Origin of the sequence: Myroides sp. DF42-4-2, assembly GCF_030326445.1 — a bacterium.
In the GTDB taxonomy this organism is placed as follows: Bacteria; Bacteroidota; Bacteroidia; order Flavobacteriales; family Flavobacteriaceae; genus Flavobacterium.
This window is the reverse complement of record NZ_JACAKI010000012.1, coordinates 75,854-98,230: the sequence shown is the minus strand read 5'-3', so window position 1 is coordinate 98,230 and position 22,377 is coordinate 75,854. Positions and strand designations below refer to the sequence as shown.

18 protein-coding genes are annotated in these 22,377 nt (G+C 35.4%); 9 read left to right on the top strand and 9 right to left on the bottom strand.

The window, feature by feature from the left end; translation table 11 throughout:
- Genes HX062_RS10365 through HX062_RS10350 form a run of 4 tightly spaced genes read left to right on the top strand, consistent with a single transcriptional unit; the run spans window position 1 to window position 2,882 of the window.
- Entirely contained in the window at window positions 1-1,353 is a 1,353-nt protein-coding gene (locus HX062_RS10365) for a hypothetical protein (RefSeq protein WP_286467333.1), read from the top strand.
- Between the two features lie 11 nt (window positions 1,354-1,364).
- Complete coding sequence (locus HX062_RS10360) at window positions 1,365-1,895, top strand: hypothetical protein (RefSeq protein WP_286467332.1); 531 nt, start codon at window positions 1,365-1,367, stop codon at window positions 1,893-1,895.
- Complete coding sequence (locus HX062_RS10355) at window positions 1,882-2,412, top strand: glycoside hydrolase family 73 protein (protein ID WP_286467331.1); 531 nt, start codon at window positions 1,882-1,884, stop codon at window positions 2,410-2,412. Before HX062_RS10360 ends, HX062_RS10355 begins: the two co-directional genes overlap by 14 nt.
- Window positions 2,409-2,882, top strand: a complete 474-nt coding sequence (locus HX062_RS10350) for a hypothetical protein (RefSeq protein WP_286467330.1) — start codon at window positions 2,409-2,411, stop codon at window positions 2,880-2,882. Before HX062_RS10355 ends, HX062_RS10350 begins: the two co-directional genes overlap by 4 nt.
- A gap of 219 nt (window positions 2,883-3,101) precedes the next feature.
- Here the strand turns inward: HX062_RS10350 and HX062_RS10345 are convergent, their stop codons facing one another.
- The 7 genes from HX062_RS10345 to gldJ all read right to left on the bottom strand — a co-directional run bounded on the left by HX062_RS10345 (window position 3,102) and on the right by gldJ (window position 10,615).
- Window positions 3,102-5,141, bottom strand: coding sequence for an outer membrane beta-barrel protein (locus HX062_RS10345; protein WP_286467329.1), 2,040 nt, complete (start codon window positions 5,139-5,141; stop codon window positions 3,102-3,104).
- Window positions 5,138-5,551, bottom strand: coding sequence for a MauE/DoxX family redox-associated membrane protein (locus HX062_RS10340; protein WP_286467328.1), 414 nt, complete (start codon window positions 5,549-5,551; stop codon window positions 5,138-5,140). The genes HX062_RS10345 and HX062_RS10340 overlap by 4 nt, the downstream gene beginning before the upstream one ends.
- Window positions 5,538-6,554 (bottom strand): hypothetical protein, encoded by a 1,017-nt coding sequence (locus HX062_RS10335; protein WP_286467327.1) that lies wholly within the window; start codon window positions 6,552-6,554, stop codon window positions 5,538-5,540. Before HX062_RS10335 ends, HX062_RS10340 begins: the two co-directional genes overlap by 14 nt.
- A 61-nt stretch (window positions 6,555-6,615) precedes the next feature.
- Window positions 6,616-6,807 carry a hypothetical protein gene (locus HX062_RS10330; protein ID WP_286467326.1) on the bottom strand — a complete coding sequence of 64 codons (192 nt, stop codon included), beginning with the start codon at window positions 6,805-6,807 and terminating at the stop codon, window positions 6,616-6,618.
- Between the two features lie 393 nt (window positions 6,808-7,200).
- Window positions 7,201-7,653 (bottom strand): NUDIX domain-containing protein, encoded by a 453-nt coding sequence (locus HX062_RS10325; protein WP_286467324.1) that lies wholly within the window; start codon window positions 7,651-7,653, stop codon window positions 7,201-7,203.
- Window positions 7,654-7,717: 64 nt separating this feature from the next.
- A complete protein-coding gene (locus HX062_RS10320; RefSeq protein WP_286467323.1) occupies window positions 7,718-9,022 on the bottom strand; it encodes a UDP-N-acetylmuramoyl-tripeptide--D-alanyl-D-alanine ligase in 1,305 nt (434 codons plus the stop codon).
- A gap of 66 nt (window positions 9,023-9,088) precedes the next feature.
- Window positions 9,089-10,615 carry a gliding motility lipoprotein GldJ gene (gldJ, locus tag HX062_RS10315; RefSeq protein WP_182627230.1) on the bottom strand — a complete coding sequence of 509 codons (1,527 nt, stop codon included), beginning with the start codon at window positions 10,613-10,615 and terminating at the stop codon, window positions 9,089-9,091.
- Window positions 10,616-10,820: 205 nt separating this feature from the next.
- Between gldJ and porU the strand changes: the two genes are divergently transcribed.
- The 5 genes from porU to HX062_RS10290 all read left to right on the top strand — a co-directional run bounded on the left by porU (window position 10,821) and on the right by HX062_RS10290 (window position 18,609).
- Window positions 10,821-14,672, top strand: a complete 3,852-nt coding sequence (gene porU, locus HX062_RS10310) for a type IX secretion system sortase PorU (RefSeq protein WP_286467322.1) — start codon at window positions 10,821-10,823, stop codon at window positions 14,670-14,672.
- A 40-nt stretch (window positions 14,673-14,712) separates the two neighbouring features.
- The gene (gene porV, locus HX062_RS10305; protein ID WP_182627234.1) at window positions 14,713-15,855 is read left to right on the top strand and encodes a type IX secretion system outer membrane channel protein PorV; all 1,143 of its coding nucleotides are present in this window, start codon (window positions 14,713-14,715) and stop codon (window positions 15,853-15,855) included.
- An 84-nt stretch (window positions 15,856-15,939) separates the two neighbouring features.
- Window positions 15,940-16,422, top strand: a complete 483-nt coding sequence (locus tag HX062_RS10300; RefSeq protein WP_182627236.1) for a cytidine deaminase — start codon at window positions 15,940-15,942, stop codon at window positions 16,420-16,422.
- Window positions 16,423-16,642: 220 nt separating this feature from the next.
- Window positions 16,643-18,034 (top strand): hemolysin family protein, encoded by a 1,392-nt coding sequence (locus tag HX062_RS10295; RefSeq protein WP_182627238.1) that lies wholly within the window; start codon window positions 16,643-16,645, stop codon window positions 18,032-18,034.
- A gap of 158 nt (window positions 18,035-18,192) precedes the next feature.
- On the top strand, window positions 18,193-18,609 hold the full coding sequence (locus HX062_RS10290) for a GNAT family N-acetyltransferase (protein WP_286467321.1): 417 nt from the start codon (window positions 18,193-18,195) through the stop codon (window positions 18,607-18,609).
- 54 nt (window positions 18,610-18,663) lie between these two features.
- Here HX062_RS10290 and bshC read toward each other — a convergent pair whose 3' ends face one another.
- On the bottom strand, window positions 18,664-20,253 hold the full coding sequence (gene bshC / locus HX062_RS10285; protein WP_286467319.1) for a bacillithiol biosynthesis cysteine-adding enzyme BshC: 1,590 nt from the start codon (window positions 20,251-20,253) through the stop codon (window positions 18,664-18,666).
- A gap of 102 nt (window positions 20,254-20,355) precedes the next feature.
- Window positions 20,356-22,260 carry a T9SS type B sorting domain-containing protein gene (locus HX062_RS10280; RefSeq protein ID WP_286467318.1) on the bottom strand — a complete coding sequence of 635 codons (1,905 nt, stop codon included), beginning with the start codon at window positions 22,258-22,260 and terminating at the stop codon, window positions 20,356-20,358.
- Between the last annotated feature and the right edge of the window lie 117 nt (window positions 22,261-22,377).

Below are 22,377 nucleotides of genomic sequence, written 5' to 3'. Positions count from 1 at the left end.
ATGGGACAAGTAGTACGAGGATCAAGAAGAATAGGGCTTAGAGAGCGCATCAAATCGGTGCGCATTCAAGCTACGGGGACACAGTTTCAAAGCAACACTCCTTCAACCATTACTTTAAAGGCAGTTGCACAGAATTTTGAAGCGATTAGTTATGCCTGGTATAAAGGGGCAGGAGCTGTGATTGTGGGAACAAATCAAAATTTTGTAGTAGCAAACAACCAAGTCGCTACAGTGGAAACTTATCGCGTTGTTGTAAAGAACAACCAAAACCAAGAATACGAAGATTCGATATCCATTTCAAAGGTTATAGACGGTCCGCAAGGTCGTCCAGGGCAATTGCCTATTCAACGCGAATGGAAGGTTGGGGATATTTACCGAAACAATGACGAAGTAGTTGATTACATCTATCACCGTGCAACAGATAGTTGGTGGAAATTAAAGCCAGGATATAATAATGTGGTTGCAGGAATATATCCAAGCAACGCTTTTATCCAGTTGAACTCTTTGGAGCAGTTGGCAGTAAATTTATTAATTGCTGAAAATGCGAATTTAGGAGGTTTAATATTTAAGGAAAATAAACTGATTAGTCAGGATAAGGATCAGGATGGTAATCCGATTATCTCTATAGATGGGAAGACGGGTAAGGTAGTTTTTACAGATGGTGTGTTTCGAGGCGCAATTCAGGCTCAACATGGTTGGTTTGGAAATTTATTTCTATCAGGAAATGCCTTGTCTAATCAAGGTCAAGGGTTGGTTGAGCGTAATAATATGTTGTTGTGGGTTCAAAATGTCCTTGGTACTCATACTAGTAAAAAGGTATTAATTGGAGGATATTCTCAAGAGCAACCGGATGTAATTAATCAGGGGGTTGGTGCTATAAAGGTAGAATCTAAATCGGCACTAGTGAATACACCTAATCCTGCAATAGAGTTATCTTCTCACGGTCCTTCTAATGCTAATTATGCAATAAATGTTACTGCCGGGGCTTATGGAGGATTTAATATCTACGCCTTGGTGATTGGAAATTCTGATTACGATTTTATTGAAGGAAATCAATACGTGAAATATCTAACCTACGATCGTTACCTTCAGGCAGGACTATTGTTGTGTCATGGTAATTCTAGGCGGATTGATTTAAAATTACCAAATCCAGGTGTTAATTCTAATCACAATGGGAAGGTATTGTATTTAAGAACATTATACGATACTTATATGTTTAAGGTTCGTGTAGATGGTGGGAGTGATATATATTACACTGCTAATATGCAAGAGGTAGAAATCAATCGCAATCAATTTTGGATGTTTTTTATGGTAGATGGTAAATGGTACGCTCAGCTAGTTCAAAATTTATAGAAAAAAAAACAATGAAGTATTTAATCGATTTACAAGAATATCTGTTGTATAATCTGCAGCAGATTGGGGTGAGTGTAAAATTATCAGGAGTGGTAGGAGTATTGGCAGTAGTTGTAGGAAATGTGTCTGGAGTATTTACGCAGTGGTGGAGTGAGAATATCGATTATGTTGTAATCGCTCTGGGATTAGTTGCAGTAGATCATTTGTTGGGTTCTGGTGTGCATCTATGGTTAAAGAAGGATTTTCAATGGCCAAAGAATATCATTGGTTTGATGATTAAACTATCCATGGTTTTGTGTGGCGGATTAATATTTGAAGGGTTGGCACATATTACCAAAGAACAAGATTTAGTCTATACTTATCTCAAGATGACAACGCGTTTAATTGTGTGTATTTACCCAGGACTATCCGCAATGCGAAATATGAATTTTGTAACAAGAGGGGTGTTCCCTCCAGCTGCTTTAGTTGGCAAGTTTGATAGTTTCCAAAAGGATTTAAGTGTTGAAAAATTAAAAAAAGGAAAAGAAAATGAAGGAGATTAATTTTGAAGTATTTGAAGCGTTGTCACTCGACAATGCCTCAATTTTTGTACATACGTACAAAGAAGCAGCCAAAGAGATCGAGAAGCAAACAGGTTTGAATTACATTGCTATTCTGGTACAAGCAGCGCTTGAGAGTGGTTGGGGATTAAAAGTGGTTGGAAATAACTTCTTTGGTATCAAATGGACCGGAAAAGGAGAGAAGCAGCTCGTTACAACAACTGAAATTCTTTGGAGTCCAAATGTGAAATTTCCTGAAGTATTATCTATGACAAGACGCGCAGATGGAAAGTACGTCTATAAAGTGAAAGATTACTTTAGAAAATACGATACACCGGAACAAAGCTTTCAGGACCATGCTTTGTTCTTTCAGGAGAATAAGCGCTATGCTAAAGCTTGGGAAGTTCGCGGTGATTACAATCGCTTTTTTGAAGAGATTGCCAAAGCTGGATATGCAACTGCGGATAATTACGCAGATTACCTTAAAAGCGTCGCTAAATCGGTAATTAAACGCTTATGAGAGTAGTTGTGTTGTTGGTTGTGCTGTTAGGTTTAGCAGCACAATCTTGTGGATCGCGAAAAGTTGAGAAGCACAGTAAACTGTCTATTGAAGAAACGAACAGTTCTTTCCAGGAACTAGCCAAAGTGACTGAGATTCATTTTGATCGTAAGAAGGTGTTTGAAATTATGCGAGAGCTGAATATTCGTAATGGATCTATTACTTTTAATACTGATGGTTCCATAACGGCCAATGGCGATGAGATTGATTTGAAAAATAAAGAGGCTGGGGAAGAACAAGAAAATCAATTAACAAAGGAAGAAAATACTAACCTTTACATTAACCAAAATGAAAAGAAAGAAGAAGGTCGAGACGATGTAAAGATTGATCGAAAACAGTTTAATTGGTGGGGGATTATTATACCAATAGCAGTAATTGCCTTTTTAATTTACTTATTCAGAAAACCATTAAAAAAAATTAAGTATACATAAAGTATACAATTTATTTTATTTTTAATTAGTAATTTATTGAATTATAGCTTATTGTATCCTTTATTTTTGACTTAAAACAAATCCCATTCCGGTCACAGTAATAAAAAAAAGCAACTTAAAAAATACTTTTAAGTTGCTTTTTTTATGGTTATCCATTATCCTTTATTCTCCGTATCTTTTATGAGAGAACACTATTATAGGCAGTATTACTTACTCTTATCATATTTCAACACGTTCCATAGTAAGATTTGAATACTTACTTTTTACTTTTTTTCCAAATTTATAATTTAAAGAAAAGCCTATACTTCTACTATCATTATAACTATGCACAATATTTATATAATCTTGGAAATAAACTTTTTGATCTTTTCGTCCTTGCCTAAAAATATCATTTGCAAATATTCTGTATGTTAATTTATTTTTAATCACTGTCCCTTTCATTGCGAGTGATAAAGACGATTCTGATTTATAAATAACATTTAAAGAAGCACTTGATGGGATATATGAAAAAGAAGTTGAAAGGAAAATATTGTCATTTATTTTAAAATCAGTATTTAAATAAAAATTAAATGCAAATCCACTTTTGGAAATAGCCTTTTTATCATACAAGATAGAATTAGAATAAAGTCCATCCAATAGCATCTGCGAACTTAACCAAGGAAATGGAGATAATAAAACATTTATTGTTGTACCAGCAACTCTTAAATCAGAATCATTAACATATTTTTTCTCTATTACTCCATGATTTAATTTATCAGTAGCTGAAATTAGCTGCTTCATATCAGAGTAATATAAATTAAAGAAAAATTTGTTGTCCAATGAATAAGTTAAATTCAAATCGTGATATATTGAGGGGCTTAAACTTGGTGAACCCTGTATAAATGATTCACTAGATGTACATCGTTTATGAGGATTAAGATATATAAAATAGGGTCTTATAACTCTTTTATTGTAAGAAAAACTCAAAGCATGTTGATTATTTGTATAAGAAATCAATAGATTAGGAATTAAAAAATTTCTATTAATATAATTTTCAACAATTTTATAATTATAATTTTCATATCGTAAACCGATTTTTATATCTATAGGTTCAATAATTTTAAATCCTGTAGTTGCATAAAAGCTATAAAGATTTTCATTAAAATTAAATGTTTCTTCTAATGTGTAAGCATTATTTGTTAAATTAATCTTAGTACCAAATTCATAAAATATCTTCTCTCTTTTTAATAATACATCTAATTTAGTATCATAATTTTTTATTTGAGTAGAGGTTTTATAATCTAAATAGTTCAAAGAATACAACTCATTATTATCAGTTAATTGCTGACTTAAGTAAGTTGTATTAAAAGATAAATTACTCCCTAAACTATCTATTTTATAGGATGAATAAAAAAGTAAAATATTATTTTTAATATTTTCTCTCTTATAATAATCTTCTTGACTATTTAAATCATTATTATTTAATTGGTTATTGCTTTCTACATTTGACTTATTTAATATTAAATTATAATTTATCCCTATATTTAAATTACTACTTACTTGATAATCTAAATCTAAATTTTGAGAAATTTTATTTCTATCAACTTTAGAAAATGTCTTAAGCCATTGAGATTCTTTTCCTCTAAACTCAGATTCTACATCAGAAATAGTGTTATTATTAAGTAAATTTAGACTATAACGAAGAGTAAGATTATTTTTATTGTAATTAGTTGAAAAATTATTAGAATAATTGGTGTACTGCTTCTGTATCACAGAGGAGTTTAAAAAATATCCAATTTCATTTTTTGTGTTTTTTAATGTTATATAAATTACACCTCCAACTTTGGACTCTAATTTAGATGAATTATTTCCACTAATCGTAATTCTTTTAATCTTATCAGTAGGGAGATTATTAAGATATTCGATCAACTCCTTTCCTTCTAAATTTATCTTAACATTATTTACATACACAATGATATTATCTCGATTTTTAATAAATATGTTTTGATCAGAAACAATTATAAATGGCATTCTTTTTAATATATCAGTTGATTGAAAACCTTCTTTAAACCTTGAACTCCATACATCAAAAATAACGTTTCCTTTATCTGTTTTTAAATCTTGCTTCGTAATTATAATTTCTTTCATTACTATTGAATCTTGACTCTTTATTGAAATAGTATCTTGTATTATCCCTTTTGAAAACAATAAAAAATAATCAGAAGCAATGCCGTTCATTTGATGAAAGAGTATCAAAATAATTAATACCTTTTTTATCATATCAAATCATTAGGATCATATAAAATTATAGCAATCACATTGAACACAATAAAAGCGATATTTACAAAGACATGTGTTTGATATTCCATTTCATTGAAAATACCACCACATGAGCACCCCTCAAAGAAAGAAAAGTTATTGAGAGCAATTAAATAAAATGTAAACGATAGAAGCAATAATAATGAAAAATATAGCCCCTTTAAAGCTAGTTTATTAAACACCAACAAAATAATTACTAAAATTTCAATTGCTGGAAGTATATATTTAACACTTTGAGCATAATCTGTTAATAACGCTGATTTTCTTAAATTCTCTTCAAGAAAACTCAAGTCCATAAGCTTATGGATTAAAGTATAAAAATATAAAATAACTAATCCATACCTGAAAGTATTTAAACTAATTTTTCTCATATATATATAAAGCTTTATTAGTTAATAAATAGATTTTATCTTCTAGTATTTTAATCTCTTTTGGTGTTTCTCCTGCTAAAAAATTAAACTTATAGCTTTTTAAATACTTATCTGTAACCAGATCATACATATCGATATAATAGTCCCCATCTTCAAACACACCTGTATCATTAGTCAAAACATACAAATGCTTTTTATATAAATCGGCATGTATATTAGGATAAATATTATTAGGATTAATTACAGGACCTCTACCTGAAATCTCGTTAAATTTAAATTCAGGATTGACAAAATTTAAATTCATGCTTCGAATAAATGTAAAATTATTATCAAATATTAATACTACATTTTGTGCATAAGAAGTTATAGTTATATAATTTTCATTAGAACTAACAATTCCGTCAAGTAATATTCCATCGTAATTAAATTTACTAGAATAATTAAAGGGAATAGGTTTGGTAATTCTATTTTTTAAGTTACTTTTAAAATACTGAGGACTAATAGTAGAATCCCACGTTGTAGTAAATATCCCTTCTATGCTAAAATTTACTCTTTGAATAGCATGATTAGTCGAGTATTTGTCGATAATTTTATTTTTCGAAGCGATAAATATATTCTTTGAATCTGAAATATTTACAAAATATAATAAATCATTTCCATCCTGATTAATGAACTGATAATCAGCTATTGAAGTGTTTTTATTTACTATTTCTTTTAAATTTATTAATTGTTTGAACTTATTAGAATTTAAGTCTAATTTAAAAATCACCCCTCTATTATCTCCTTCCCAACTTGTAACAAGGATATCTTCTTTGTAGATTTTTAAAAGTGCGTAATTATTATCTAGCTGTGTTTTGCTGATAATTGTAGGAGTGTTTTTAAAAGATCGTTCACCAATGAATTGTATTTTTTGTTTTTCCTTAGTTGATATTATCAATAATAAAAATATGAATGATAGTGAACAAAGTAAGATAACTAAGATATTAATTATTTTTTTTTTCATGTTCTCGAGTGCAATAAGGAGGCTTAATCGAACCTCCTTTTTTTTACTAATTCCTTGTAGATTAAGAATGTTTCTGACTTACTGCAACACAACAAGTACGTGCTCCACCTTGACATGTTGGAGCATCCGTATTCATAGCGCTAGTGTTACCATCATCCATACAACCTTCTAATTGATTAAGATTTAAAGCATCACTAAAGCTATACAAACCAATAGATAGAAATAATAGGGCTAATAAAAGTAGTTTTTTCATGGTATAAAAATTTTAAATTGTTATATTCATGATGCCTTCAAAAAGCAGTCCTGTTTTTTAATTTATTTCGAAAGTATTCGTATTTAGGAGGTGAAATATGAAATTTATAAAAGTAGATGGTAAGTAGAAGAAGAAGACAATTCGTATACATTGAATCTTTTGTAAAAAACTCTGAATATGTCATAATGATCTTAATTTTGACGACTCTAGTTCCCCTTTTAATACTTAGAGTATAGTCAAAATTTAGTGGGTACTTATTGATTTTACTCCAATGAGCTCACGATGTGATTTTTTTGTAAAAGCGTAATGTAGGAAAATGAGAAAGAGTTGTTTTGATGAAAATAAAAAAGGATAAGCTTTTGAGCTTATCCTTGACCTGATTATTTTAGGAAATTAAAGTCTTTCAAAATACTGCATAAACAGCGTAACGATGGGATGATGCACTTCCATAACCTCTTCTGTAGAGAAAGTAGTTAGCGGGAACCATTGTAAGGCTTTGATGTCATCTTTGGGTTGAATATCTGCTGTTGTTGCAGGAATTTCTAACAGATACAAATGGGTGATGATTTTGTCTTTGTGGTTGCGGTAGCGGGGATCATCGATTTTAGTTGAGCCTAAGTAGCGTATCTCGTCTGGAGTAGCTACGAGGTTGGTTTCTTCGAATAACTCTCTTACAGCGGCTGATTCATAGCTAGAATCATCTGCATCGACAAATCCGCCTACAAAACGCCATTTGGGTTCATTTTCTTTTTTACCCAGTAATAGGGAATAGGTTTGGTCTGCATTTAAACGCAGTACCGCAATATCCACTGTGGGAATTGCGTTAGGATAAACTTTTTCTTGCATTTTTGTTGTTTTGAGGAGATGAAGGTAAAACAAAAAAGGCTGAATACGTTATTCAGCCTTTGGATTATTTTAAAAAAGAAACGATTTTTTCTAAAGCCATTCCTCTTGAACCTTTAATTAAAACGGTTTTATTTGCCAAGAGTTCTTCTATCTTGGGGTATTGCGTAAAGAAATTATCGAGGGTTTCATAGAACTCCATGGATTCTACTTGAGTTGATTTTTTTGTTTTGAAGAATTCTCTACCAATGAAAAACGCTTTGGCGTGTGTGGTTTCTGTTAGTTGTTGTACGATGGCTTGGTGTTCTTTCTCACTTGCACTTCCTAACTCAAACATATCCCCTAAGATGTAAATTTTAGGCGTAGTGGCAGTCAATTGATCAAAGTTGGCAATAGATAGCTCCATACTTGATGGATTGGCATTATACGCATCAAGTAGAATGGTAAAAGGCGCTTGTTTCATCCATTGTGAGCGATTGTTCGTTGGAACATAATTTTGAATGGCTCGGTTTGCAGCATCAAGACTAACACCAAAATAATGTCCAATGGCTACTGCTGCAGCCATATTTGTGGCGTTGTATGTTCCAGTGAGGTGTGAGTGTATCTCTTGATTACCGACTTGAATACGAGCTACTTCTGCTGTAGGAAGATAAGTAACCTCTAGGTTGGGTTCTGTGTCTTTGGAGCCAAAGGTAAATCGTGAAAAGGTCATCGTTTTGGCATCTTGACGTGGATCATCTGCATTGACAAATGCCATCTTATGATTGTCTTCAAGGTAGTCATAGAGCTCACTTTTCCCTTTAATTACGCCTTCAAAACCGCCAAATCCCTCTAAGTGAGCTTTGCCAAAGTTGGTAATATAGCCGTAATCAGGTTGTGCAATGCTGCATAAAAGAGCAATTTCGTTGAGGTGGTTTGCACCCATCTCTACAATGCCTATATCAGTTTCGTCGTCAAATTGCAACAGAGTTAAAGGAACGCCAATGTGATTGTTGTAATTCCCTTGGGTTGCTTTGACGTTGTATTTTTGACTTAAAACAGATTTGATCAATTCTTTGGTCGTTGTTTTTCCATTGCTTCCCGTTAGTGCAATAATAGGAAGACCCAATTGTTGTCTGTGGTAATTGGCTAATTGTTGGAGCGCGACTAAAGAATTTTGAACAAGAAACATCTTATCGCGATCCGTTACGAGTTTGGAATTGTCCATGATCACATAACGCGCACCTTTGTTCAAAGCCTCTTGTGCAAATTCATTTGCGTCGAAGTTATCACCTTTTAAAGCGAAGAAAAGACTGTTAGGAGTAATATTTCTCGTATCAATTGATATGCCGTCAGCCTCTAAGAAGCAGCTGTATAGTTCTTGTATATTCATAAGTCAAAAGTAAAAAAAAAGTCCTAATTAAAATTAGGACTTTTAAAAGAAATATAGCGTTATATATTAGTTTTTCGTTTTGCGGATTACTTGTTTTTGCCCCACTTTCGTCATGGCTAAACGGAATCCGATATAATCAGTAGCTTGATCTTCTGGATGGAATCTTCTTGTAGCAGGATCTAACCAATAAGCTCTGTCTTTCCATGAACCACCTTTAATTACACGGCTTTTCTCGTTGTAAATATTGGCAATTTGCGTTTGTTTTTTCGCTCTTGAAGTTTGTGTTTCTTCAGCGTTTTCTTCTCCTGTAGCCTCATTTGTATTAGCATCATACACCGTTTGAGCTACTTGTCCAGGTAAGTTACGCACGCGTAGACGACCATTAGATAAAGTGTCAAACACAACCGTTTGATCTGTTACAATTTGCGGTTTTCCGTCAGGACCTATTTGATTTTTGTAGTAGATGTTTCCTTTGAAGAAGTTGAAATCAGTGTCAATTTGGTCGATTTGAGGATCGTAAACGTCAGCTACCCATTCCGCAACGTTTCCAGCCATGTCGTATAGACCGAAATCGTTTGGAGCATATGATTTTACCGCATTGGTAATATCTGCGTTATCAGTTGCCCAACCAGCAATTCCTCCATAATCACCACGACCTTGTTTAAAGTTAGCATATTGTGATTTTAACGTATTGTTACGTCCATTGCTTCCTCTCTTTTTCGTAGGATTTTCCCATGGATATGTTTTTCTTCCTTGGTAGTTGTTGTATTCTCTTGTTCCAGCCATTCCTATTGCAGCATATTCCCATTCTGCCTCAGTAGGTAGGCGGTATTCTGCAGTGAAAAGTCCGTAATTCATTGTAGCATAGAGGTTTTTCTCACCTTCTTTTGCTTTATTTTTTACTCCGCGGTATACGATATCACTATTTCCACCGTATACAGCTTCAGGATTTGCTAAATAAGTTTCAGTGCTAAAGTGTGCATCAGCGTAAGCCTCCACAATTTTAGCATCTTTTTTTAGGTACCCAGCTCTTTCTAACGTTAATTCATTAACTCGATCTGTTCTCCATTTTGCATAATCATTGGCTTGCAACCAAGTTACTCCAACTACAGGGTAATTTGCGTAAGCAGGATGTCTTAAGTAGCTGGAAATTAGTGTTTCATTAAATCCAGAACCACTTCTCCAAACTGTTGTGTCGGGTAAAGCGCTTTTGTAAATTTCTGCATACACCTGATTCGTAGGAGGGAAAACACTTTTTAACCAGTATAAGTATTCGTTATACGCGATGTTTGTTGTCTCAGCTTCATCTAAATAAAAAGATTGCACATACTGTTGCTTTGGATTGTTGTTCCAATCAGCCATGATGTCATCTTGTACTCTTCCCATTGTAAAAGCACCCCCTTCAATGGATACCATACCCTTAGGATTCTGCTGTTCAAAATTAGTGTTGTACTGAAAGCCTCCTTTTTTATCATTTATTTTCCAACCAGTAGCAGAAGAAACTCCATTATTTGTGTTACTGCAACTCGTTAAACCAACTGTAGCTAGTAGGCCAGCAAGCAGTTGTAAAGTCATAAGTCTATTAATCTTCATGTTAAAAACGGGTAAATAATTTGACGCAATATAAGAATTAACGATTAATTAGCAATATCCTTGCTGTGAATATTTTAAAAAAAACTTAATTTTTATGTTTCAAAATAATAATGATCACTTAAATAACGCTTTTTTTAGAAGCGTATTGTGTATGGAAAAAATAATTATTTTTGCCTAGGAACAATTCTTCCTCATGCAAATATATATGAAAATAATTATTAATACACTACTGATTCTTACTTGCTTTACACTTTTTTCTCAATCTAACCGATTAGAGCTGAAGTGGGACAATAATCTGGTAGAACGCGCGTTGACAACTTCTGATTTTGATGTGTCCAAAATAGATAAAAATTTAACATTTGAAAGTGTTAATAATAAGTTAATTTACATAATTTCAGAAATAAATAATTCAACTAATTTTAAAAATACTGCACGAATTGTGCAAGTTTCGTACGAAGAATTAGACAGTAATTTGCTGTCAAGTGAGAAGAAAAATCTATATCAAGAGGGGTTAAATCTCCAATTAAAGACGATTTATACTAACAATCAACCACAAGTTTTGCTGTATTTTTCTCCTATTGTGTACGAAAATGGTAGATTAAAACGCGTAAAAAGCTTGTCCTATAGTCTCGAAAATCAGTCTATATCCTCTTCATCAGTGCAGAATCGACGACTCTTAACGGGACAGAATAGCGCCACTGCATCCGTCTTGCGCCAGGGAAATTGGTTCAAATTTGGTGTTGAGAAAACTGGAATTTACAAGCTTGATCGCAATTTTCTGACTCAGTTGGGGGTGCCTCAAGGGGTGGATCCACGAACGATTCAGATTTTCGGAAGTGGAGGAAGCATGTTGCCCCTCGTCAATCAAGGCGATTATCCGACCGACCTGCAAGAAAATAGTATTTACGTACACGGAGAAGAAAAGGGATCCCTAGATGCAAATGACTATATTTTGTTTTATGCCACGGGGGTAGATCAGTGGAATGAGGAGAGTTTAACCTATCAAAATTTATATACAGATGAGGGAATCTACTTCCTTACCTATGGACAACAACAGGGATTGCGCATCTCCAATATGGTTGAACCTAGCGGACGAGAAGTAGAGACAATTACAGAATTTGATGGACGTGTTTTTCACGAACGCGATTTGGTCAATATTGGAAAACTGGGACGCAAGTGGTTTGGTGAGGAGTTTGGTTTGGTAAATGAACGGAGTTTTTCAGTCGAGCTACTGCATTTGAATCCTAGTATACCGGTTGTGTTTGGAGCTAATTCAGCTTCAAGTTCCTATGGAAATACTTCTTTTTCCTTTGAAATTAATGGCAGATATGTAGGAGGAGTTTCCTTTTTTCCTATACGCAGTGCAACGACTAAAGCCTACGAAAGCTATGTAGAGAAGGAAGAGTATTTGAGTTCTCCTTTTGCTGAGGTAACCGTAACCTACCAAAATGGAGGTGTTCCCAATTCGACAGGCTATTTGGATTATATTGAATTCCTATACACAGGGACTTTGGTCGGAGGAAATAAACAGTATCGTTTTTCCAATGCAAAAACAAAAACAACGGCCGGTGTGTTGCGTTGGAGTTTAACCCAAACCAACGCGGTACATCGCATTTGGGAAGTCACTGACCCGAGTGCGATTCGCGTTATTGCCGTAGGAAATCAACCGCAGTTTAGCTTTAAAACACAAGGAGGAAGCACACAGTACTTTCAAGTTGAAATTCCATCGGATTACTATAGTCCAAAAATGGTGAACAACAGTCGGGTGCGCAATCAGGATCTCAAAGGCATGGTTCACGCTCAAGCTGCAGTAGATTACCTCCTTATTACTAATGAGGCCTTAGTTCCAGCAGCACAGCAGTTGGCACAGTTTCACCGTCAACACAGTCAACTGAACCCCTTAGTGGTTGCTGTGGAGCAGATTTACAATGAATTTTCGTCAGGTCAGCAAGATGGTACGGCAATTCGTAACTTTGTTCGCTTTGTTTCCGAAGCGATGCAACAAAAAGGCAGTGAGTTAAGATACCTTAATATAGTAGGAACAGGATCTTATGATTACAAGCAGCGCATAGAGCAAAATACAAATATTGTTCCGTTGCATTATGGGATGAATAAAAACAAAAAAGCCCAAAATAGCAATGCCAACTTCTCGATGTATACCACCTTTATGTCGGATGATTTTTACGGGTTGCTCGATGAAGGTGAGGGCGATATGTATAGCTTGGCTTTTGGAATTGACGTAACGGTAGGAAGAATGTTGGTCAAGAATTTAGATGAAGCCAATCAAGCGGTTCAAAAAATTATAACGTACTACGGAGAGGAGGCAAAAGGACGTTGGAAGAACAATTTGATCGCCATGGCAGATGATGTCGATAAAGAATCAGATTATGCCTTGCAAGTTGAAACCGATACGATTGTCAAGCGAATTGTTGCCAATCATCCGTTCTTTAATCCAAAGAAAATTTACCTAGATGCCTATGTACAAGAAACAGCTGCGGGTGGAAATCGCTATCCTCAAGCGCGTATGGATTTCTTGGATGGAATTGAAAAGGGCGCGTTATTTGTCAATTATTTAGGACACGGTGGGGAAGATGGTCTAGGACAGGAACGCGTATTTACAATTGAGGACGCCCGAAAATTAACCAATGAAAACAAATACCCTGTATTTTCGATCATTACATGTGAGTTTAGTCGTTTTGACGATCCAAACTATACGAGTGGAGGGGAAGTGCTGTACAACAATACTAAAGGAGGAGCAATCGCCTTGGTAGGGACTACACGAGAGATCGGAATTGATATTGGACGATTGTTAAACCGCACGTTTACGGATTTGTTTTTTGAGCATTCAACAACCTATTCTGTAGCAGATGCGCTGCGCCACACTAAAAATAAATATACCAATCGCGATAAAAATGTCGTGTCTTTTATTGGAGATCCAGCATTAAAAATCGCCCTGCCCAAATTAAAGGTTGTGTTGTCCAAAGTAAATGAGAACGAGGTGGATCAAACGACACAACAACCGGTTAAAGCGCTGGATTATGTGCAAATGAAAGGTGAGGTACAAGACGAACAAGACAACCTAGTCGAATCGTATACGGGTCGTTTAGCGGTTGAGGTTTTTGATAAGTATTTGGATAAGAAAACCTTAGGTAATGACAATGTATCAACAAATGAAGGGTTGCTTTTAATGGATTTTCAAACGCTAGGCGAAGTTGTTTTTCGCGGAAATGCCAGTGTGAAAAACGGGGCTTTTTCCTTTGATTTTATTATGCCTAAAGACATTCGTCTGAATGAAGGCAAGGGCAAAGTGAGTTTTTATTCTGCTAATAATCAAGTCGAATACACCGGAAGTAATGATGAGGTAGTGATAGGAGGGTTTAATGAAAATGCACCAAAGGACACTACACCACCGATGGCGAGACTTTATATGGACAATGAATCTTTTGTTTCGGGAGGATTGACAGACAATAATCCAATATTTCTTGCGTTTGTTGAAGATGAGAGTGGGATAAATACCGCAAGTGGGATCGGACACGATATCTCAATTGTTGTAAATGACAAGGAAGAACAAGCTGTTGTTCTCAATGATTATTACGAAACAGAAGTGGACAACTTCAGAAAGGGAAAGGTCACCTATCAGTTGAAAGATCTTGAGCCAGGAGTACATACCATACAATTTAAAGTATGGGATGTTTACAATAATTTGTCAACAAGTGAGATACAATTTGTGGTTAAACAAGACGAGGCTTTAAAAATTGAGCATGTCCTCAATTACCCAAACCCTTTTGTCAGCTATACCGAGTTTTGGTTTACTCATAACCGACCGTTAGAGCCATTGGATGTACAAGTACAAATCATGACTATTGCTGGAAGAATTGTAAAAACAATTAACCAGCAGGTGGTCACAGAAGGAAATTTATGTAGAGAAATCCAATGGGATGGTCGAGATGACTTTGGCGATCGAATAGGAAAAGGAGTGTACATTTACCGCATGACTGTCCGTTCTACGCAGACAGGAAAAAAAGTAGAGAAAATAGAAAAATTAGTTATACTTTAGGAAACAATTATATTTGTATAATATTAATACACACAACTGGATGAAAAATATTACCGCATTAGTTTTATCTATACTTGGTGGATCTGCCTTGTATGCACAAACAGATATGCATCCGATCACAACGGGAGTGCCCTTCCTTACAATTGCAGCCGATGCTAGATCCGCAGGTATGGGAGACATGGGGGTGGCTACAACGACAGATGTTTTTTCACAACAACACAATGCTTCAAAATACGCTTTTGCTAAGAAAGACCAAGGGGTAGCGCTGAGCTATACTCCTTATATGTCAAAAATATCCAATGATATGTCTTTGGCACAAATGAACTATTACAACAAATACAACGAGAGAAGTGCCTTTGCCGTAGGATTTCGTTATTTTGGAATGGGGGAGGTAACCTATCGACAAGACTACAACAGTATGGGATCTACCTATAAACCAAGTGAATTTGCCATTGATGCTTCTTACGCTTTGAAATTAAGTGATAATTTTTCAGGAGCTGTAACCGGGCGTTTCATCAATTCCAATCTAAAACTACCTGATACAGGAGATGGAGATTCAAATAGTGCTAGCACTTTTGCGGTGGATATTTCAGGATTCTATCAATCGGATCGCATGTCTTTTGCTGATTTTGACGGTCGTTGGAGATTTGGTTTTAACTTGCAAAATTTAGGTCCTAAAATTAGCTATAGCGATAGACCTACTGGAGATTTCTTACCGGCTAACCTAAAATTAGGTGCGGGATTTGATTTTATCTTAGATGATTATAACACCTTAACAATTGGTGCGGAGTTTAATAAATTAATGGTACCGACGCCTCCAGCTGATATCAGAGATTCAGAAGAAATGCGCAAGTATAACGACATTGGTTGGTTTAAAGGTGTATTCAAATCTTTTGGAGACGCACCAGGAGGATTTAGCGAAGAAATGAAAGAAATAGCTTGGTCGTTTGGAGCAGAATATTGGTATGACAATGTGTTCGCCTTCCGCGCAGGTTATTTTAGTGAAAACAAAAACAAGGGGGCTAGACAATATGCTACTTTAGGAGCAGGATTCAAATACAGTGCTATTACTGTAGATTTATCGTATTTGTTCTCTACCTCCAAAGTAACCAATCCACTTGAAAATACCTTGCGTTTTTCACTGAGTATTGACTTAGGAAGAAAGACCTATCACAAAGGATAAATAGAAAAGTATTATATTTGTAACCAAATCCAAACCGTTGAAGTAAAAACGAGTTTGGATTTTTTATCTCTAATTGTTTGAGTTATGAAAAAAATAGAAGTTACAACAACCTTTATAGAGTATGAATCTCTAGCGGCATTGGAACAGCAAGACCAAGTGTTGATGCAACAAGCTGTTGAAATAAGAAAAAATGCGTATGCGCCATATTCGCAATTTCGCGTAGGTGCGGCCTTGCTTTTGGAAGATGGAACGATAGTGCTAGGCTCAAATCAAGAGAATGCAGCATTTCCCTCAGGTTTATGTGCAGAACGAACGGCTATTTTTCAAGCTGGGGCTTTGCATCCAGGAAAAAGAATTTTAAAACTAGCAATCTCAGCAACCTCAGACTTAAAAGTAACAGATCATCCTATTCCTCCTTGTGGAGCGTGTAGGCAGAGTATTTTGGAATACGAAGTGAAACAAGCACAACCCATCGAACTGTTTTTTATGGGGGCTGAGGGAATTGTATGCTATTCCCCTTCCTTAATTAATATGTTGCCTTTTCATTTTGAAGCAAAATCAATGTGATATACACAGCATTAGAAGTACAAGTACTCAGAAAAAAAAGTAGAAAGGCTAGTTGATTACTTCCTTGATACCGAGTTAATTGCTCGTTGCAAAAAAAACGAGTGTTAACCTTGATATTATATCAAAATAATTATTAATTTTGATATGAATTGGCGATGAAACTAAAACTTCGCTCTATAGGTCCTTAAAAAATCTAACCAGGACCTTTTGAATTTGTAAAATGGACATATACCCCCAGATCACGACAATATTAGCTAACGTTAGTATTGTACCAGAAGAAATTTCAGTTGGTAAGTTATTGCTTACCTTATTCTTAGTATTCCTAAATGGATTTTTCGTTGCAGCAGAATTTGCAATCGTAAAAGTAAGAACTTCACAGATTGAAGTACACCAAGAATTAAATTCTAAAGTAGCAGGTGTTGCAAAAAATATTGTAGCAAACCTAGATGCTTACTTAGCTGCTACTCAATTAGGTATTACTTTAGCTTCACTAGGATTAGGATGGGTTGGAGAAAGTTCATTGACTCCAGTTATCATGAAGGTTTTTGAATTATTCGGTATGACCGGACCTGAATGGTATTCAGTAGCTAAAAGTGTATCTTTCCCTATAGCATTTGCGATCATTACTATTTTACACATCGTATTTGGAGAATTAGCTCCTAAATCAATAGCGATTCACTTCCCTACAAAGACTACATTCTCGATTGCTTTGCCTTTGCGTGTGTTTTACTTTGTGTTTAAACCAATTATTTGGTTGATGAATGGATTAGCAAATGGTATCTTGCGTATGTTTGGTATTACTCCTGTACATGGGGCAGATATACACACAGAAGAAGAACTAAAAATGATTATTACCGAAAGTCAAGCTGGTGGAGCAATTGAAGAAACAGAACGCCTGTTGATTCAAAATGTTTTCGAGTTTGACGATAGACGTGTAAACAATATTCAGACCCTGCGTAAAAATGTTTCTGCCATTGAAATTAACACCAGTGTAAAAGAAGCTATCGATTATGCAATTACGGAAGGGTATTCTCGTTTTCCAGTTTACGATGACTCTTTAGATGATATCAAAGGTGTAATTTATACCAAGGATTTGATGAAAGCAATGATCAAAGAAAAAGAAGATGTATCCCTTGCTTCTTTGATGAGAGAGCCTATTTATATAGCAGAAAATGCGTTGATTAAAAACGTATTGAAACAGTTTCAAGCGAAACACTTGCAGATGGCAATTGCGACGAATGAGGTTGGAGAATTCACCGGAATTATTACAATGGAAGATATTCTTGAAGAATTAGTAGGTGAAATTCAGGACGAATACGACAACGAAGAACCGATTGTAGTATCTGTTGGTGAAGGAGTTTATATGGTCGATGCCCACTCTAATATCTCAGATATCAACCGATGGTTGCCTTTCAAATTTGAAGAAAGTGAACACTACGATACCCTAGCGGGATTAATCAGCGAAGTTTGCCCAGATCAAGAATTAAAAGAAGGAGATGTCGTCGATTTACAACACTATACTGGAGAAGTGAAGAATATGTATCGAAATTCAGTAGAAAAGATGAAGTTAACCTTAAAAGACGAACATTTAGAAGATATAGCGCAGAGCTAAAAAAAGGAACCGAAAGGTTCCTTTTTGGTTTACGGTTAACAAGCCGCACAAAGAGCAAACCGCGCAAAGAGCAAACCGCGCAAAGAGCAAACCGCGCAAAGAGCAAACCGCGCAAAGAGCAAACCGCACAAAGAGCAAATAACAAACTTTACAAAAAAATGAATTACCAAGTTATCTACCAAAATATAGACGTACACACCTATTGTAACTTACGTGTACAATCGGGATTATCTCCCAAAACACCAGAAGCAGCAACCATTGGATTGCGCAATTCACTTTGTTGTGTTGCCGTATTAGATGGAGAGAATAACAACGAAATTATAGGAATGGGACGTCTAGTAGGCGATGGTGCCTGTCATTGTCAAGTTGTGGATATTTGTGTTCTTCCAGCGCATCAAAAACGCGGGTTAGGTAAACGAATCATGACAAAATTAGATGAATTCATTCAGGCAAATATACCCGATTCTTGTTATGTTAATTTAATTGCAGACGGCGAAGCTTATCGCTTGTATGAACAATATGGATTCAAGGATGTATGGCCTGTCTCTCGTGGTATGGGCTATACAAAAAAATAGGAACCCCAAGTGAGTATGAACAAAAAACGCAAAGCTTTAAGCTTTGCGTTTTTTTTATAGTTCGATGATATCGAAATCGTGTGATAAAGGTTTTAATTGATCAAATAGCTTTTGCAATAAGGTGTCGCCTGCTTCTTGATAGAATTGAGCGAAGTTGTAATAGCGTTCCTGTAGGCTATTTTTAGGAAATAATTCCAGTTGAATCGCAATGATTCGATCCAGCGTTTCTTTATTTTTTCTTTTTTCTGCTTTTTGCAAGCGTTTTTCTAGGTGGTTTAGACCTTTGAGCTGTTTTTTCTCTTGTGCATTTACGGCTCCAATAAAAGAAGCATCCGTTTGTTTGGCAATAATCTTCAGCGCTTCGAACTGCTGTTGTAAGACTTGACGCTGCGCTTCAAAGTCGAAAGAAACATCAGATAAAGCAGCTGATTTGCTGTTGAGCAAGGTTTCCGTATCCTGGAACATATCGGTCCAAGATAGCTGTAACTTGTTCATTTTTTTGACTTGTTTTTCAGTTACAAGAAGTACAGAATTACGCAATAACAGCATAGGAAAATCCACTTGATGTAAATCGAAAACGGGTTTTAATTGCAACCAATACGCCAATTCGCCTCCACCTCCGATATAGCATAAATTAGGCAAGATGGTCTCTTGATACAAAGGGCGTAAAATGACATTGGGACTAAATCGCTCTGGGTGATTATCTAGTTCCAACAGAATCTCTTCTTTGGTAAAAGAAAGTTTGGTATTGTTAATCTTATACAGGTTGTCTTCCCAGATAATTCGCTCGCGCAGATCATCTTGAATATAGAATAAGTTGATATCACGCGGCGTTACTTGTATAAAGTAGTCTTGTAGAATCTCATAGGTTTTTTCTACCTCTCTGATGGCGTTTTGCTGTAGTAGTTCTTGCTGTATGGAAGGAGCAAACACCTTTTTTAATTGAGGGTGATCTCCATCTACAATAACTAAGCCGTGGGATTCAAACAGCGCATTGGCTAAAGAACGCGTAGCATCTGCTAGATTTTCGTGTTGCAAATAGCTGGCTTCAAATAGCGCTCTTAACTTTTTAGCATTCGTTCCGGCGTTCAATTGTCCTTTGAACACATCAAATACCTTGTCAAGAGTTGCGGTACTCAATCGCCCAACAGGACCTTTGCTTTCTTGATCCCAACAGATTTTTTTATCTTGGAAATAGAAGTGGTTAATTTCTTCAAAATCGTGGTCTTCTGTAGCCATCCAATATACCGGCACAAAATTATAATCAGGGTATTGTTGTTTGAGTTGGACGGTCAAGTTAATTGTCGAAACAATCTTGTACAAGAAATACAACGGACCTGTAAACAAGTTCAACTGATGCCCTGTTGTAATGGTAAATGTGTTTTCCTCTTGCAATAGCGCTATGTTTTGAAGCGTTTTAGCAGAAGGAGTTATTGTTTTATATTGCTCGAGTAGCGCGCGGTGTAGCACCCTGCGTTTGTCTTTGGAAAAATGTTTTTGTTTCGCTTGCAGCTGCAGTTTAAAGTTCTCTAACGTTGGAAAATGTTGATATAACGGTTTGATGTGCTCTTCTTGGTTGAGGTAATCCACCATCAACTTGGAAAAGTAACCTGAGTTTTGAAATGTAATAGTAGGTATATGCATAAGACACAAGGCCAATTAGAAAGTTTGTTTTAAAAAAAAAGTTTTACTAATCGATAGTAAAACTTTTTTAAGTATAGTAAAAATACGGTTTTATTTCAAATATTAATAGATTAATTCAATCCATCCGGTATAAACACCTGTAAGTCCTTCGAAGTAATACCAATAGGTGCCGCTTGGTAATTTGGTGTTGCCATTGGATTGTCCATACCATTCGTTTTTGTATCCCCCTGTTTTTTTGTATACTTCAACCCCATAGCGATTGAAAATCTTCAGGTTGAGTACACCATAAGGCGTTAAATCCCAGTAATCATTTTTCCCATCTCCATTCGGTGAAATTCCCTTTGGAATTATGCATCCTTCTGTTGTAATGGTAAAGCTATCTTCAAACGTACACACATTTAATGTCGGTTGGTCATATTCTTTTTTGGCGTGGATATAAATTGTTTTAGGCCCATAAAAGAGATGTGGAGCAGCCATTTGATCCAAGGATTCTCCTTCTGCATTTGCTTTCAAATAATAGGTATATCCTTCTGGTAAACTAGGTAATAGAAAAGGCGTACAATCGGTGTTCACCTGATCCGCTATTCTAAATCTTGGTTTAGCATTTAGTGTAATTTCGGAATAGGTAAAACAAGAATTGTCATCGCTTATCCTAACGGTAAGAGTTTGAACTTGGTCATAGGGAAGCAAGTATCTCGCAGGATCTACGATCTCATTGTTTTCGTTTTCAGCATCTTGAAGGCTGGTGAAAAATTGTAACTTAAACGGATCTTTATCTTTGTTTTGAAGTAAGATAGGAATAGTCTGTTCTAGGTTGTACATAATCCCCGTTTCGGTTTCTATACCGCAAAACTCTGAATACACAAAAGATGTAGGTTCAATACCCAAATCATTTACGGTCAAGGTGAGCGTAGTTTCAACGGGACATTTTCCATTAATCTCCATGTGAATAGTGATCGGTTGACCGCTTGTTTTAAAGGCTGTTGGGTTGGCAATTTGTTGAGGTAGACCATTGACTTGTTCCCAATAGCTGAAAGTAATAGGATTGATATGTCCCTCAGAAAGCTGCGTTTCGAACTTTGTTAAATCAAAAGTGGCCACATTTTTACCAGCTATCACTTCTTGATAGCACAAGGCGTCTTTTAAGGCTTCATCGGGTACTTTAGGTGTTTCATTGGCAATTAACGTAATTTCTATTGTTTTGACAAAAAGTCCATTACTTCTTTTAAATCGTGCGTAAATTTTCTTTATATAATCTTCTACACTTACAGTATAAGGAGAAGGTAAAATATTGGTTGCATTTACATTTCGCGCGTCGTCAATCGACTCAAAGAAGTCAATGATAAAGGTATTGTTGATATTGTTGATTTCCTCTTTAATCGGTTGTAGATCAAAAACCTCTTTTTTGTCGTGATTGATATCACATTTTTCATATGTTTTTCCCAATATATCACAGTTTAACACGGCATCTCCTCCAAAAGAAAGTGTAAATCCAGCGTCTTCTGGTGACCATCGGTTGATGGCAATAAGAATACCATCTCCAGGTTGCACATCGTAATAGCGTACAAAACCAGGTACTGTTGCAGCACCAGTTCCAGGGCGAACCCCAGGACCTTCACATAACATGGTTTCGGTTAATGATAATCCAATATCGTATAAAGCAGTGTTAACCCCATCGTTTTGAGAACCTCGATCGGATAAACCTAAATTATTGAAATCGGGATTTTGCCAAGATGCAAAGTCATAGTCGACGGGTCCTTGAGGACTGATGGTAAACGTAAAGGTACTGCCTGATTCTATCTCAACAAAAAATAAGGCAAGGGAACTCGTCAGTGGAGAGAATATGTCACTACAACTGGTATATAAATTGTTGTATGCAGTGTTTTGTGGCGTTTGTCCAACAATTTGCTGATTAGAACAAACTAGAATCACATCCTCTGGGTTTATTCGTTGTGAATGTATTAAATTAGAGCATAATGCTAGTATTAATAGGTAAAAATATTTCATATGGTTATTGTTTTAGGATTGGTTATTTGTAAATATAAGTTAATATTAACTTAAATTTACGATTAAAAGTAGAAAAAAATAAAATATTATTTAGAGTGAAAAATTGTAGGTAATTTT